We start from the raw sequence: 14,487 nt of genomic DNA, 5'->3' as shown, positions 1-14,487 counted from the left end.
ACTTCCAGCCCTACATAGCCATAAATCCGCCCGTCAGTCAGGAGTTCAGTCATGCGCATGCAAGACACGTTCGATGTCATCTATACCCATACCGAAGGCGAACCACTGTGCATCGTCCACAGCGGCATACCCTACCCCGCCGGTTCGAGCATTCTCGCCAAGCGCGCCTTTCTCGAGCAGAACTACGATTGGCTGCGCAAGGCCCTGATGCAGGAACCCCGTGGCCACAAGGACATGTTCGGCGTGTTTCTCACGCCGCCATCGAGCAGCGAATTCGACGCCGGCCTGATCTACATGGACGGCAGCGTGTATTCGCACATGTGCGGTCACGGCACGATTGCCGTGAGCATGGCGATGGTCGCCCTCGGCCTGGTGCCGCGCGGTGCCGATGGCATCACCAGAATCCGCTTCGAAACAACGGCCGGCCTGGTGGTGGCCGAGGTTGCTTCCGAGGGCGATAAAGTTCTCTGGACCCGTTTTGAAAACGTGCCGGCCTATGTCGCCGCTCAGGATATCCCGATCACACTGCCCGGCTACGGCGACCTCAAGGCCGATCTGGTCTGGGGCGGCAACTACTTCGGCATCATTGACCTGAGCGATTGTGACCTGCGCATCAGCCCGGACAACGGCAGCGAACTGTCGCGCCTGGGCCTGCTGGCCCGTGACCAGATCAACCGGCAGCTGAAGATCCAGCACCCCACCGAGGCGCACATTAACGACCTCAACTTCATCACCTTCTGGCACCCGGCGACGATCGAAGGCGCGTTCTACAAAAACGTTCATGTCTTCAGCGCCGGTCAGCTCGACCGCTCCCCCGGTGGCACGGGCACCAGTGCGATGATGGCGATGTTCGAGGCCCGGGGAAAACTCGGGTTGAACCAACCGATTCTGTCCGAAGGGTTGTTGGGCAGCGGCACGTTCGAAGGCTGCCTGCTGGGCGAAGTCGACCTGAACGGCACACGCGCCGTGCGCCCGACTGTAAAAGGTACGGCGAGCATCCTCGGCACGTCACGCTGGGTGATCGAGCGCAACGATCCGGTGGGGGCGGGGTTTGTGATCAACTGATGGAACGCCCGCTATCGCTGCGGTCCCTGTAGCAGCCGGCGAAGCCCTGTAACTGGGGAATCCCTGTAGCAGCTGGCGAAGCCTGCGTCCGGCTGCGCCCGCGTTCGGACGGAGCAGTCGTGAGGCTGTGCGTTCAGGTCATTCACCGGGTTGGCTGATTTACCACTGCTTTATCCCAACTCGGCTCAGGCCGGACGCAGGCTTCACCAGCTGCTACAGGTTTGTGCGGCAATGCTGCTGTGTATCAGTGTGTATATGGCGGCCATTTTGATACATGGGTTTTCACCGGGCTGGGGATTCGACACAGCCCGGATACGTCGCCGGGTTGAAATGGGAGCCAGGTTTGAAGGGGAGCTGTCAGCCCTTCGATCATTGACTCGCATCGGAGACTTCAGCATGAAAACGGCACTGCAGAACAAAAATTCGCTAAGCCCCGCCGCCGCCTGGCCGGCTCGTCAATCCTCGCATTGGTCCTGTTCGGTGTACTCGGCGTGGCCCAGGCGCAAACCGCAGCAACCGCCCAACCCACTGCGATCAACGCGGACACGTCTTTCTCGAGCCCTTCCCCGTTCGGCGCGCTCAAGCACGTCAAGGCCGGTCTACTTGATGTGGCCTACGCCGAAACCGGTCCTGCCAATGGCCCGGCGGTGATTCTGTTGCACGGCTGGCCGTACGACATTCACAGCTACGACGAGGTGGCGCCGCTGCTCGCAGCCAAAGGCTACCGCGTCTTGATGCCGTATGCTCGCGGCTACGGTGACACGCATTTCCTGTCGGATAAAACCCTGCGCAATGGCCAGCCGGCCGCACTGGCCAGCGACGTCATCGACTTCATGGACGCGCTGAAAATCAAACAGGCGGTGCTCGGGGGGTATGATTGGGGCGCACGCTCAGCCGATATCGTTGCCGCGCTGTGGCCAGAGCGGGTCAAGGCACTGGTGGCGGTCAGTGGTTATCTGATCGGCAATCAGGCGGCCGGGCAAAATCCGCTGCCACCCAAGGCCGAGCTGCAATGGTGGTATCAGTTCTACTTCGCCACCGAACGCGGCCGAGCCGGCTATGCGAAGAACACCCATGATTTTGCCAAGCTGATCTGGCAACTGGCTTCGCCGCAATGGGCGTTCGACGACGCTACCTTCGACCGCAGCGCCAAGGCGCTGAGCAACCCCGATCATGTCGAGATCACCGTGTTCAACTACCGCTGGCGTCTGGGCCTGGTCCAGGGTGAAAGCCAGTACGAAGCCCTTGAGCAGAAGCTTGCCAAGGCTCCATCGATCAGCGTGCCGACCATCACTCTTGAAGGCGATGCCAACGGCGCGCCGCATCCTGCGCCGCAGGACTACGCCAAGCGTTTTACCGGCAAGTATGAATTCCGCCTGATCAGCGGCGGCATCGGCCACAACCTGCCGCAGGAAGACCCGCAGGCGTTCGCCAAAGCAGTGATTGATGCGGATCACTTGTAAGGCTTGCCTGAGTGTTTTCGCGACAAAAAAAAACGGCTTGATGGGCCGTTTTTTTGTACTTCACGCTCCGGGCGCGAACGCCTTATAGAAGGCCAGCGCCGCGAGGTTCTTGTCCTTGGCTTCAAGCATGATGTCGAACCGATCCATGAACAGCTGTGCGTAAGTGTTGGTCCAGCGATTCCACATCTGCGCGCTGTGGCCGTAAAGGTCTCGCTTGGTCACCACTTGCAGCAACTCGGGCATTTCCAGCTTGCGGTCAGCGTCGAAGCCCAACTCCTGCAGACGCTCCGGAGGTTGCGAGTAATGCATCGTCGGCCGCACGCCACGCCAACTGTCGATGACCCGTTGCACACGCGGGGAATCCGGGTCGATGTAGTCGTTTTCGTTGATCCAGCAATGATGGATGTCGAGCACCACCGGAGCCAGATCGGCCAGTTGCAGGCAATCGTCAACGCCGTAGGTTTTCTCTTCGTTCTCAAAGGTAATGCAATTGCGCGCCACCTCTGAAAACCGTGGCCAGATTGCACGGATGCCCTCGCCACCCAGGCGACCGGCTATGTGCACATTGCATTTGAGATCCTGAAAACGCTGACCGTAGCCCATCATCCGGATCATGTCGGCGTGGTATTCGAACTCGGCGAGGCTGTTTTCCACCACGTTCGGCTTGTCCGAGCCCAGCACGCAGTATTGGCCGGGGTGAAACGACAAACGTATGTCGGCCGTGCGCGCCAACGTACCGATGGCGGCGAAGCGCTCGGCGAGCTGGTTTTGAATGGCCGGGTCCTGGTAGAACGCGGCCACTTTCGGGTGGCTGTAAAACGGCAACAGATCGCTGCTCAGGCGCAGCATGCGCAAGGTCGGCGGCAACTCGGCGACGTAGGCCAGCAAGCGCAGTTGCGCCTCCAGGTTATGTGCGATCACTTCCAGCAAGCGCTCCCGGGCCACCTGCGCTTCGACGCTATCCATCCAGCGCAAGGTGGTGGTTCGCGGATTGAACGGGCTTTCGATCACCTTCAGCGCACTGAGCGAAAGGTCGCGCTCGGGATGCTTGAACTGGCAGGCGAAACCGATTCTTGGATGGGTCATGGGGCGTCCTGGCTGTGGGGCTTGATTCGCAGTAGACACCGGGATGGGGCAGACTTTCCAAGCGATTTTCGCAGCGTTCTTGTTGATGAATTGTGCTCATTAAAGCAGGGCTATTTGTCTGACGACATTGGGTTTGCGGGTGTACATATCCGTTGATGGGGTGATGGCTGGCATTGGTTCGGCCCTTACGGCGGGTCACTTGGCAAGGCGCCAAGTAACCAAGCGCAAGCGCCCCTGACGTCCGGTGGCTCGCTCAAGCTCGCCATCCGGGCAGGATCATTCTGTCCCATACGACACAGGTCCCGTAGCAGCTGGCGCAGCCTACGTCCGGCTCGGGCCGCGATCGGACGCCGCAGTCGTCGATATCGCGCTTGCGATTATCTATCAAACCGCACCGCCTGATTTTACGACTGCTACGCAGCCGGACGCAGGTTGCGCCAGCTGCTACAGGGATTTGCGTTCTGGCGTAACTTGCGTAGCCAGGTCGGCTATCAGGCCGCCTCGGCGCGCTGTGGCAGTTAGCGCCCCCTCGGGAGGCTGAGCGCAGGTTCTGCGCAGTGGGCAACCCGGCAAGGATGCCGGGTTAGGCGCGCACGGCCAAGGATGGCCGATCGCGCCGGGCCCACGGAGCAGGACCGGAGCGAAGGCATGGCGAGCACTAGCGAGCCACCGGACGTCAGGGGCAAGAGCACTTGGTTACTTGGTGCTTTTCCAAGTGACTCGCTGTAAAAGCGAAACCATTAGCCGCCTTCACCGCAGAAATGGATATGTACACCCACAAAAACTATCCGCCCAAGACATCGCTATCGCTGGCAAGCCAGCTCCTACAGGGAGTCGAGTACATCCGAAAGCACCGGGCCGCACCGCGGACCGCTTTCGCGAGCAAGCTCCGCTCCTGCAGAGCCAACCTGCAGAAGCAAAGCCAGCCTCAAGCCAGGCTTTTGCTGACCACCTCATACACATCGCTCGACAAGTTGCCCGAAGCAAGAATCCGCTCCAGCTCGCCTTTCATAAGCACCTGACGCTTGTCGTCATATTTGCGCCAGCGAGTCAGCGGCGCCAATTGCCGCGAAGCAATCTGCGGATTAAACCCGTTCAGCTCAATCACCAGATCCGCCAGGAAGCGATACCCGGACCCATCCGCCGAATGGAAGTTGATCAGGTTCTGCCCGGCAAAAGCGCCAACGAGTGCCCGGACCTTGTTCGGGTTTTTCATAGTGAAAGCAGGATGCTGCATCAATTGACGCACCCGCTCCAGCCCACCCGGCAGCGGGCTGCCAGCCTGCACACTGAACCACTGATCCATGACCAGCGGGTTGTCCTTGAAGTGTTCGGCAAAGGTCGCCAATGCCGTAGCCTTCTGCTCTTCAAACGGCGAATTCACCAGCACCGCCAGCGCGGTCAGGCGCTCGGTCATGTTGTCGCTGGTCTCGAACTGCTCAAGCGTCGCGGCCAACACTTCGGCTTTCTCGCTGAGCATCAGGTACGACAGCGCAATGTTTTGCAGCGCGCGACGAGCGAAGTGCTCGGCTTGCGCAACGTAAGGCGTCTTCTTCGACAGATCGCGGTTGGCCTGATAACGCAGCCAGAGCGGCTCGAACAGGTTATTCGCCAATTGCTTGCGAGCAAATTCCCGGGCGATGTGGATAGCGTCGACGTCAGCCACTTCGCTGATTTCCGTCAGATACGCCTCGCCTGGCAACGAAAGCATTTCCGCGACCATCGCCTGATCCAGCGTTTCGTCAGTCAATACACTGTGCAGCGCGGTCACCAGACGCTGATCCAGTACCAACGCTTCGCCGTTCTGATGATCCGCAATCAGTTCCTGCAAAACCTGCACTGATAGCTGCTGACCGGCGTCCCAACGGTTGAAACCGTCGCTGTCGTGTTGCATCAGGAACATCAGTTGATCACGGGTGTACGGGAAACTCAGTTTCACCGGCGCGGAGAAACCGCGCAGCAACGACGGCAATGGCTGTTCGGCGATGTCGACGAACGTGAACGTCTGCTCGGCTTCCGTAACCGGAATCACCCGCGACGTACCTTGCGCGCTGGCCTCACCAACCAAACGCAGTGCAATGTCGTCACCATTACCATCCAGCAGGCCCAATTCCACCGGAATCACGAACGGCAGTTTCTCGACCTTGTCCGGGGTTTCCGGGCAGCTCTGGCGGAACGTCAGGCTGTAGGTTTTTGCGGCGGCATCGTAAGAGTCACTGACCGCCAAGCGTGGTGTGCCGGCCTGGCTGTACCAGCGTTTGAACTGGGTCAGGTCGACGCCATTGGCATCCTCCATGGCTTTAATGAAGTCGTCGCACGTTACGGCCTGGCCATCGTGGCGATCGAAGTACAGGTCGCTGCCCTTGCGGAAGCCTTCGGCGCCGAGCAAGGTGTGGATCATGCCCACGACTTCCGAACCCTTTTCGTACACGGTGAGGGTGTAGAAGTTGGAAATTTCGATGAAGCTGTCCGGGCGTACAGCGTGGGCCATGGGACCGGCGTCTTCGGCAAACTGGTGCGTGCGCAGGTACGCCACGTCTTGAATGCGCTTGACCGTCGCCGAGTTCATGTCGGCCGAGAAACCGGCGTCGCGGAACACGGTGAAGCCTTCCTTCAGCGACAACTGGAACCAGTCGCGGCAGGTTACGCGGTTGCCCGACCAGTTGTGAAAGTATTCGTGAGCGACAATCGCCTCGACCCGTTGATGCGCGGCATCGGTGGCTGTTTCGGCGCGAGCGAGCACGGCGCTGGAGTTGAAAATATTGAGGCCCTTGTTCTCCATCGCGCCCATGTTGAAGTCATTCACTGCAACAATCATGAAGATGTCCAGATCGTATTCGCGACCATAGACCTCTTCATCCCAGCGCATCGACCTCTTCAGGCTGTTCATGGCGTGCTGGCATTTGTCGATATTTTCCGGTTCGACATAAATACGCAGTGCCACTGTGCGCTCGGTCATGGTGGTGAACGTGTCTTCGACGCACCACAAGTCACCGGCCACCAGCGCGAACAGATAAGCCGGTTTCTTGAACGGATCTTCCCACGTCGCCCAGTGGCGGCCGTCTTCGCCGGGGCCGCTGGCAATCGGATTGCCGTTGGACAGGAGCACAGGGTAACTGTGCTGCTCGGCGACCACAGTGGTGGTGAACGTGCTCATCACGTCCGGGCGGTCGAGGTAATAGGTGATCTTGCGGAAGCCTTCAGCCTCGCACTGGGTGCAGAACATCGTGCCTGACTTGTACAGGCCTTCCAGCGCGGTATTGGTTTCCGGATGAATCCTGACGCTGGTGTCGACCGTAAAGCTTTCACTGGTCGGGCGCAGGGTCAGATGGTTCTCGCTTATCTGGTAGTCAGCTTCGCTCAGCTCACGGTCAGCCAGCGTGACCGACAGCAATTCCAGTTGCTGACCGTCCAGCACCAGCGGCGGCAGGCCAGGGCCACGTTCAGGGTTGCGGCGCATCACCAGTTGCGCATGGACCAGGCTGTGGTCCTCGTACAACTCGAAGGTCAGGTGCGTCTCGTCGATCAGGTACTCGGGCGCCTGATAGTCCTTCAGGTAAATCATCTTCGGTTGTTCGGTGCGCATGCTGGAGTCCTTACTGATGCACGGCGAGCTGATAAGCCGTGTACTTACGAATATTGATCACGCCGGTGTCGAAAATCAGGTATTGCCCTTTGATTCCCAACAGCGTGCCTTCGGCAATCGGATTCTTGTCCAGGTTGAAACTGACGATCTTGGCCGGGTATTGCTCGACCGGGTAACGGATTTCGATGGGTTCTACGTCGGCAATAGTCTGAATGGCCTGCAGGCCGAATCGTTCCTGCAAACCCTGCAAACCTTGCGCGCAGCTCTCGAACAGTTGATCACGCACCTGTGCCAGATCGACTGACACCGCTTCGCCCTTGAGTAAAGCACGCCAGTTGGTTTTGTCGGCCACCTGACTGCGGAACAGGTCTTCGACGAAACCCGATTGCTGACGGGTCGAGACGCGCATGATCGGCAGCGCCTGGCGCGCGCCCTGATCGATCCAGCGAGTCGGCAGCTGAGTGGCCCGGGTGATGCCGACTTTTACCCCTGATGAATTCGACAGATAGACCACATGATCGGTCATGCAGAACGTTGTGCCCCACTCCGGATCGCGGCACGTTCCAGCCTCGAAGTGGCAGCGCTCGGGACTCATGATGCACAGATCGCACTGCGCCAGCTTGGTCATGCACGGGTAGCAATAACCCTGGCTAAAGCTGGTTTTGGTCTTGCGCCCACAATGGGAACAATGGATCGCCCCCAGAAACTCAAGACGCACCGTGCTACCAATCAACGGATTGACCGGCACTTCGGCATCGCCCAGACGAAACGCGTATTGCACGTGCGGCCCGTCAAGGCGCGCCGACATTTTACTGATTGCACCGCGGCCAATCTCGATCAATGGATGGCATCCGACTTGAACAGGATGTTGGGCACGCTGATGGACTTTGAACTGCATTCCTGCGGGCCCATGTAACCGGTGCGCTCGTCCTCGGGCAGGTTCTGGATTTCCCAGGCGATCATTGCCTGCAGCGAGAGTTCTCGTTGCTCAGCCGTCAGCTTGTTGCCGTCGGACCATTTCCCGATCTCCACCGCCAGTTTCAGGCTTTGGTAGATTTCGGGGGTGATGTTATTGATCATTTCGTTGAAAGAGGACATTCGGTCTCCGCGCTCTTTTGGTACACACGTAACAGTTTTAGACGGCCAGTTTACGGCGGTTATACAAACCACCCAACAAACCGGTCAGGCATCCGACGAGCAACCCGCTGACGTGGGCCGCATTGGCAATCTCACCGAAGCCGATCATCGAGACCAGCCCGGACAGGCACACCAGCAACCACACCAGCATCATCACCAGCACGCCGCGCGGCAGGCGATAAGCCGGGTTCGGCGCCAGCACCTGGAAAATCCAGCAATGCCCCAGCAAGCCATACAGCACGCCGGACAAACCGCCAAACAGGGTCGGACCGCTGAAAACGAACTGCGCATAGTTCGACGCCACGGCAAACAGCAGTGTCAGGCCGATCAGGTTGATGCTGCCCTGCCGCGACTCGATGCGCCGCCCCAGCTCCCAATACCACATGCCGTTCATGGCCAGGTGCAGAATGCCGAAGTGGATCAACATCGGTGTCACCAGTCGCCACCACTGCCCTGCGGCCAGGCTGTCAGCCAACGGCACGAAGTGGATGTACTCGCCGACGATGCGGAAATCGAGAAAGGTCAGCCAGCGCATGGTTTCGAGGTTTTCGCCGAGCAGCGTGACCGCGCCGACGATCAGGCTGAGGATCAGCACCAGCGCGGTCGCCTTGGCATGGCGCAGTTGCTCGATAAAGCCCGGGCGCTTAGCAGCCTGCGCAGCCGGAATGTCCATTTGCTGATCAGGGTCGCCCGCCGGAAAACGGTCATACAGTGAGCGCACGTCTTCACTGATATGGGCCGGCACCCACAACACTTGCTCGCCCTTCTCTTCGCTGACGCGATGCGGTACCTGCATGCGTTGCAGCAGTTTGACGAAACCGCTGAGATCCACATTCAGCGGCAGGCGCAGTACGGCCACGGCACTCATTGCAGCACCTCCGGGCGTTCGACGTCGACCCAGACAAATTTGCCCGGATCGAGTCGGGTTTCCTGGTCCAGCCGATAGGCGCACAGTTTTCCGTAGAGCACTGCGCTGTAATCCAGGCAGGCCAGATTCGGACGTATCGGTGCCGGTTTACCACTGCGCCAGTAATGGCCGACGAACAGCAACGGCTCATCGGCGCCGTAGCGCAGCAAGGTGTTTTTTTCATTGGAAGACAGCGGCGTCAGGGCCACCGGTTCGGGCAATGCGTCGGGCTGAAACACGATGTCACCGTAGGTTTGCGGGTCGTCTTCCCAGAATTTGGTACGGAAAAACGACCGGGTCAGGCCGTCGCCACTGGTCATGGTCAGCCCGTCGGGCAAACGCATGTCGGTACCGCGCAACAGCCGATCGAATACCGTGCAGGCGAAGCTGCCGGGAATTGCCGACGCTTGCAGGAAAGCTTCGTCGACACAGCCGTCCGGGAACAACGCCCGCAACGGCTCGATCAGCCCCGCATCCCAACAGGCATGCACCACGCGGAAACGGCCGGCATCGACGAACAATGGCATGTCATAGAACCACTGCTGAAAGTCGTGCCAGTCGCCCGGATGGTCTTCGAACTGCTTCAGGGTTTCCCCCAGCAGACGCGCATGACGGGGTGTGTGTTCGCGCACGAATTGCTTGCCACTGCCCGGCGGCGCGGGGGTGACCCAGCCAAGCGCGTTGAATTCATGGTTGCCCATGATGCACAGCGCCTGACCGGCCTCGACCATGTCATGGACGATGTGCAGCGCCTCACGAATCCGCGGGCCGCGGTCGATGATGTCGCCGACGAACACCGCCATGCGCGAGGCATGGCGCCAGACGCCACCTTGTTTGTGATAACCGAGCCGGTCGAGCAAATGCTCAAGGGTCAGAGCGCAACCGTGCACGTCACCGATCAGGTCGTAGCTACGCGCGGGATCGAGCATCAGTCGCCTCCACCACCCAACTTGCTGCCCCAGCCGAGCTTGGTCCGGCAGACTTCATAGTAGTTGTGGTCGAGCGGGTGAATCAGCCGCAGCTTCTGCGCTTTCTTGCTCACGGTGATGGTGTCGCCCGGCGCGCAGGTAAAGTGGTTTTGCCCGTCACAGGAGACTTGCGGGTAGATCTGCATATCTTTGGACACGACGATTTTCAGCTCACTATTGCCATCGACCACAATCGGTCTACCCGACAAGGTATGGGGGTACATCGGCACAATCACAATAGCGTCGAGCTTGGGGTGCATGATCGGGCCACCCGCCGACAAGGCGTAGGCGGTCGAGCCAGTGGGCGTCGCGACAATCAGGCCGTCGGCCTTCTGGCTGCAGACGAACTGACCGTCGATGTAGAGTTCGAACTCAATCATCCGCGTCGATTTGCCCGGGTGCAGCACCACATCGTTCAGTGCGTCACCCTGACCGATGGCCTCGGCGTGACGGCGCACTTCGGCCTGCAGCAGGAAGCGGTTTTCCACCAGATAATGGCCGTCGAGCACTTCGGCAACCTTGATTTCCAACTCGTCCGGGCGAATGTCCGTAAGAAAACCGAGACTGCCACGGTTGATGCCGAGCACCGGGATGTTGTGTCGGGCCAAGGCTCTCGCGGCGCCGAGCAGGCTGCCGTCGCCGCCGACCACAATCACCATGTCACAGACTTCACCGAGCATCTTGCGCGACGAGGTTTGCAGGCCATGACCGGGCAGGACTTCGGCGATGGTGTCTTCGAGGATCACGTGCAGGTGACGATCAAGCAGGAAGCGTTTCAGTCGGCGGACGGTATCCAGCACCTGCGAACTGCCAAGGCGACCGATGATGCCGATATTACGAAATTGCTCCATGGGGCTCCTAGAGTCAGGGTCTGCGACGGCGAGAACCACGATTATGGGCGAAAGCTCAGGATAGACAAAATCCTTTCAGCCCCAGAGGTCCACTCAGGTTTGAGGCTATGCTCGCAAGATGATCCTATTTCCCGATTTGCTGCAGTTACCCCACCAGTTGCGCCACCCGGAAGTCCGCGACCTGGCGTGGGTCATCCTCGCGCCGCCGATGCTCGCGGTCACGCCGTGGCCACAGCGTCATCCGCTGGCCGGCAGCGACTGGGTGCAGGCGCCCGAACAGCTTGAGCGATGGCTGCGGCAACTGGATCACGACAGTTACGACTTGCTGCACTGGCTGGCCCAGGCACGAACCCGACGCCTGGGTCTGTATTACGAACGGCTGTGGCAGTACGCGGTGAGGCACGCGCCGGGCATCGAGCTGATCGCCGCCAACCTGCCGATCCGGCGCGCAGGCCACACGCTGGGCGAGCTGGACATGCTGCTGCGTGACCGCGACGGCGTGCATCATCTGGAATTGGCGATCAAGCTTTACCTCGGCCCGCAAGGTGGCTATGGGCAGGACACCGCGCAGTGGCTGGGCCCGGGCTGTCATGATCGGCTGGATCGCAAACTGGCGCACTTGAGCCAGCATCAACTGCCGATCTCTGCGCGCCCGGAAAGCCGCGAAGTGCTGGCGGCGCTGGATATTCAGCAGTTCAGTGCGCATCTGTGGCTGGGTGGTTATTTGTTGTACCCGTGGCCGGGACAGGCGCAAGCCCCGACGGGTGCCCATCCGCAGCATCTGCGCGGCAGTTGGTTGCATCAGAAGGATTGGCCGGACTTTGTCGCGCAACGTCCGCCAGGCCGCTGGCAACCCCTGCCCCGCCACGCCTGGCTGGCACCGGCGCATTATCCGGCGGATCAGACCTGGAGCGCCGAACAGTTGAACGCCTGGCTAACGGCTCTGGAACCACTGGCCCCCGCACAGTTGCTGGTGCGTCTGGTCGAGAATGGTGATGGCGACTGGGAGGAAGCGGAGCGGCTTTTTCTCGTGGCCGATCTCTGGCCGAATGTGCCGGGGAATGGCTGAGTTTTGTGGCGCCAGGGCCGGCCTCTTCGCGAGCAAGCCCGCTCCCACAAGAACTCAGTGAACGCCGCACATCCAATGTGGGAGCGAGCCTGCTCGCGATGGGGCCAACAGAATTTCAAACAGACAACCGCACCGCCAGCGCCGCCAACGTCACCAGCAATACCGGCACGGTCAGCACGATCCCGACCTGGAAATAATATCCCCAGCCAATCCGGATACCCTTGCGCTGCAACACGTGTAGCCATAACAACGTCGCCAGACTGCCGATCGGGGTAATCTTCGGCCCCAGGTCGCTGCCAATCACGTTGGCGTAAATCATCGCTTCTTTGATCACCCCGGTCGCCTGGCTCGCTTCGATAGACAGCAAGCCGACCAACACCGTCGGCATGTTGTTCATCATCGATGACAGCAACGCCGTCAACACCCCGGTGCCCATTGCAGCGCCCCAAATCCCATAACCGGCGAAAGAATTCAGCCAACCCGCCAGATAATCTGTAAGTCCGGCATTGCGCAGGCCGTAAACCACCAGGTACATGCCTAGCGAGAAAATCACGATCTGCCACGGCGCTTCCTTGATCACCTTGCGGGTGGATATCTTGTGCCCGCGCGCGGCGATTGCCAGCAGCAGCGCCGCGCACACCGCCGAAATGGCGCTGATTGGAATGCCCAATGGTTCAAGCGCAAAGCAGCCGATCAGCAGAATCGCCAGCACCGCCCAACCGGCGAAAAACGTCGCCTTGTCCTGGATGGCACTGGCCGGACTTTCCAGCTGCTCAGGGTCGTACGCCTTGGGAATATCCCGGCGAAAGAACCACATCAACATGCCCAGAGTGGCCGCGACGCTGACGACGTTTACCGGGACCATCACCGCCGCGTAACGATTGAAACCGATGTTGAAGAAATCGGCCGAGACGATGTTCACCAGGTTCGACACCACCAACGGCAGGCTCGCCGTGTCGGCAATGAAACCCGCGCCCATGACGAACGCCAGGGTCGCTGCCGCAGAGAACCGCAACGCCAGCAACATCGAAATAACGATCGGCGTGAGGATCAATGCTGCGCCGTCATTGGCAAACAGCGCCGACACCAGCGCGCCGAGCAGGACCATGAAAGCGAATAGCTTGCGCCCGCTACCGCGCCCCCAACGCGCTACATGCAACGCCGCCCAGGCAAAAAAACCCGCTTCGTCGAGCAACAGGCTGATGATAATCAGCGCGATAAAAGTACCGGTGGCGTTCCAGATAATCTGCCATACCAGTGCAATATCACCGAGGTGCACAGCGCCGAAAACCAGCGCCAGCACCGCGCCCAATGACGCGCTCCAGCCAACCCCGAGGCCCTTGGGTTGCCAGATCACCAAGGTGATGGTCAGCAGGAAAATCAACGACGCGATTAGCATGCAATGCAGCCTTGGAGGAATGAGAAATCGACGCCCGTGAACGATCCGGACGGCCGTTCAGGCAAAACAAGGTGAGAACATATGGAATTTCGTATATTCAGTAAAGCACTATGTTGTGGACACCCGGGACGCAGTAGCAGCTGCCGCGCCTGCAAGGCTGCGCACACCCCCCCTGTAGCAGCTGCCGAGCCTGCGAGGCTGCGTCCGGTGCCACCGCAATCAGACGGAACAGTCTTTTGAACGGCTTCATCAAGCCAGCGCAGTAGCCGAACGCAGCCTCGCAGGCTCGGCAGCTGCTACATGGCTAGATAGCGTGACTGGTGGGGTATTAGACCTTTTTGTGTTGCTCGACCCACTTGGCATAGCTGTCGATGAATTTTTGCAGGAACGGCCTGACCGTTTCGGACAGTTGCCCGGCTTCATCAAACGCCGTACCCGCCCCACCCAGATAAGCTTCCGGCTGTTGCATCATCGGCACGTCGAGAAACACCATGGATTGGCGCAAATGATGGTTCGCGCCGAATCCACCCACAGCGCCTGGCGAAACGCTGATCACCGCCCCAGGCTTGCCACTGAAGCAGCTCTGGCCGTAGGGGCGCGACCCAACGTCAATCGCGTTCTTCAACGGTGCGGGCACCGAACGGTTATATTCCGGGGTGACGAAGAGCAACGCGTCGGATGAACCCACTTGTTGTCGGAAAGTGCTGTAGGCTGCCGGCGGTGAAGCGCCATCGATGTCTTCGTTATAAAGAGGCAGGTCCGCGATTTCGACGATGTGGAGTTTGAGGTGGGCAGGTGCCAGGTCAGCAAGGGCCAAAGCAACCTTGCGATTGATCGATTCCTTTCTCAAGCTGCCAACGACAACGGCGATCGTGTAAACGTTGCTCATGTAAATGTTCTCGACTGTCCGATGGAAAGAGCCTGTAGTTATAGATGACGATCCAAGCGGGGGGCGA

11 protein-coding genes and 1 pseudogene are annotated in these 14,487 nt (G+C 59.8%); 3 read left to right on the top strand and 9 right to left on the bottom strand.

Features of this window, described 5'->3' with window-relative positions; genetic code table 11:
- Window positions 1-51 precede the first annotated feature (51 nt).
- Window positions 52-1,065, top strand: a complete 1,014-nt coding sequence (locus F8N12_RS16865) for a proline racemase family protein (RefSeq protein WP_150581462.1) — start codon at window positions 52-54, stop codon at window positions 1,063-1,065.
- A 396-nt stretch (window positions 1,066-1,461) separates the two neighbouring features.
- Window positions 1,462-2,528: pseudogene (locus tag F8N12_RS16860) on the top strand (alpha/beta fold hydrolase).
- Between the two features lie 60 nt (window positions 2,529-2,588).
- Here F8N12_RS16860 and uvsE read toward each other — a convergent pair.
- The 7 genes from uvsE to F8N12_RS16825 form a co-directional block, all read right to left on the bottom strand.
- A complete protein-coding gene (uvsE, locus tag F8N12_RS16855; protein ID WP_150581460.1) occupies window positions 2,589-3,614 on the bottom strand; it encodes a UV DNA damage repair endonuclease UvsE in 1,026 nt (341 codons plus the stop codon).
- A 928-nt stretch (window positions 3,615-4,542) separates the two neighbouring features.
- Window positions 4,543-7,200 carry an aminopeptidase N gene (gene pepN / locus F8N12_RS16850; protein ID WP_150581459.1) on the bottom strand — a complete coding sequence of 886 codons (2,658 nt, stop codon included), beginning with the start codon at window positions 7,198-7,200 and terminating at the stop codon, window positions 4,543-4,545.
- A gap of 10 nt (window positions 7,201-7,210) precedes the next feature.
- Window positions 7,211-8,041, bottom strand: a complete 831-nt coding sequence (locus tag F8N12_RS16845; RefSeq protein WP_150581458.1) for a DUF2797 domain-containing protein — start codon at window positions 8,039-8,041, stop codon at window positions 7,211-7,213.
- Complete coding sequence (locus F8N12_RS16840; protein WP_150581457.1) at window positions 8,038-8,298, bottom strand: YeaC family protein; 261 nt, start codon at window positions 8,296-8,298, stop codon at window positions 8,038-8,040. Before F8N12_RS16840 ends, F8N12_RS16845 begins: the two co-directional genes overlap by 4 nt.
- 37 nt (window positions 8,299-8,335) lie before the next feature.
- Window positions 8,336-9,205 carry a rhomboid family intramembrane serine protease gene (locus F8N12_RS16835; RefSeq protein ID WP_150581456.1) on the bottom strand — a complete coding sequence of 290 codons (870 nt, stop codon included), beginning with the start codon at window positions 9,203-9,205 and terminating at the stop codon, window positions 8,336-8,338.
- Complete coding sequence (locus tag F8N12_RS16830) at window positions 9,202-10,173, bottom strand: metallophosphoesterase (protein ID WP_150581455.1); 972 nt, start codon at window positions 10,171-10,173, stop codon at window positions 9,202-9,204. Before F8N12_RS16830 ends, F8N12_RS16835 begins: the two co-directional genes overlap by 4 nt.
- Window positions 10,173-11,063 carry an NAD(+) kinase gene (locus tag F8N12_RS16825; protein ID WP_047528343.1) on the bottom strand — a complete coding sequence of 297 codons (891 nt, stop codon included), beginning with the start codon at window positions 11,061-11,063 and terminating at the stop codon, window positions 10,173-10,175. The genes F8N12_RS16830 and F8N12_RS16825 overlap by 1 nt, the downstream gene beginning before the upstream one ends.
- A 118-nt stretch (window positions 11,064-11,181) precedes the next feature.
- Here F8N12_RS16825 and F8N12_RS16820 point away from each other — a divergent pair, with 118 nt between their 5' ends.
- Window positions 11,182-12,132: a DUF1853 family protein gene (locus tag F8N12_RS16820; RefSeq protein WP_150581454.1), complete on the top strand. Its 951-nt coding sequence runs from the start codon at window positions 11,182-11,184 to the stop codon at window positions 12,130-12,132.
- A gap of 115 nt (window positions 12,133-12,247) precedes the next feature.
- On the opposite strand, the gene F8N12_RS16815 is transcribed toward F8N12_RS16820, so the two are convergent.
- Both F8N12_RS16815 and F8N12_RS16810 read right to left on the bottom strand, forming a co-directional pair.
- Complete coding sequence (locus F8N12_RS16815) at window positions 12,248-13,531, bottom strand: arsenic transporter (protein WP_150581453.1); 1,284 nt, start codon at window positions 13,529-13,531, stop codon at window positions 12,248-12,250.
- A gap of 328 nt (window positions 13,532-13,859) precedes the next feature.
- On the bottom strand, window positions 13,860-14,420 hold the full coding sequence (locus tag F8N12_RS16810; RefSeq protein ID WP_150581452.1) for an NADPH-dependent FMN reductase: 561 nt from the start codon (window positions 14,418-14,420) through the stop codon (window positions 13,860-13,862).
- Window positions 14,421-14,487: the final 67 nt, after the last annotated feature.

The organism is Pseudomonas fluorescens, assembly GCF_902497625.1.
Taxonomy (GTDB): domain Bacteria; phylum Pseudomonadota; class Gammaproteobacteria; order Pseudomonadales; family Pseudomonadaceae; genus Aquipseudomonas; species Aquipseudomonas fluorescens_BQ.
Note: the sequence above shows the minus strand (reverse complement) of the source record. Positions and strands in the feature narration are given on the sequence as shown.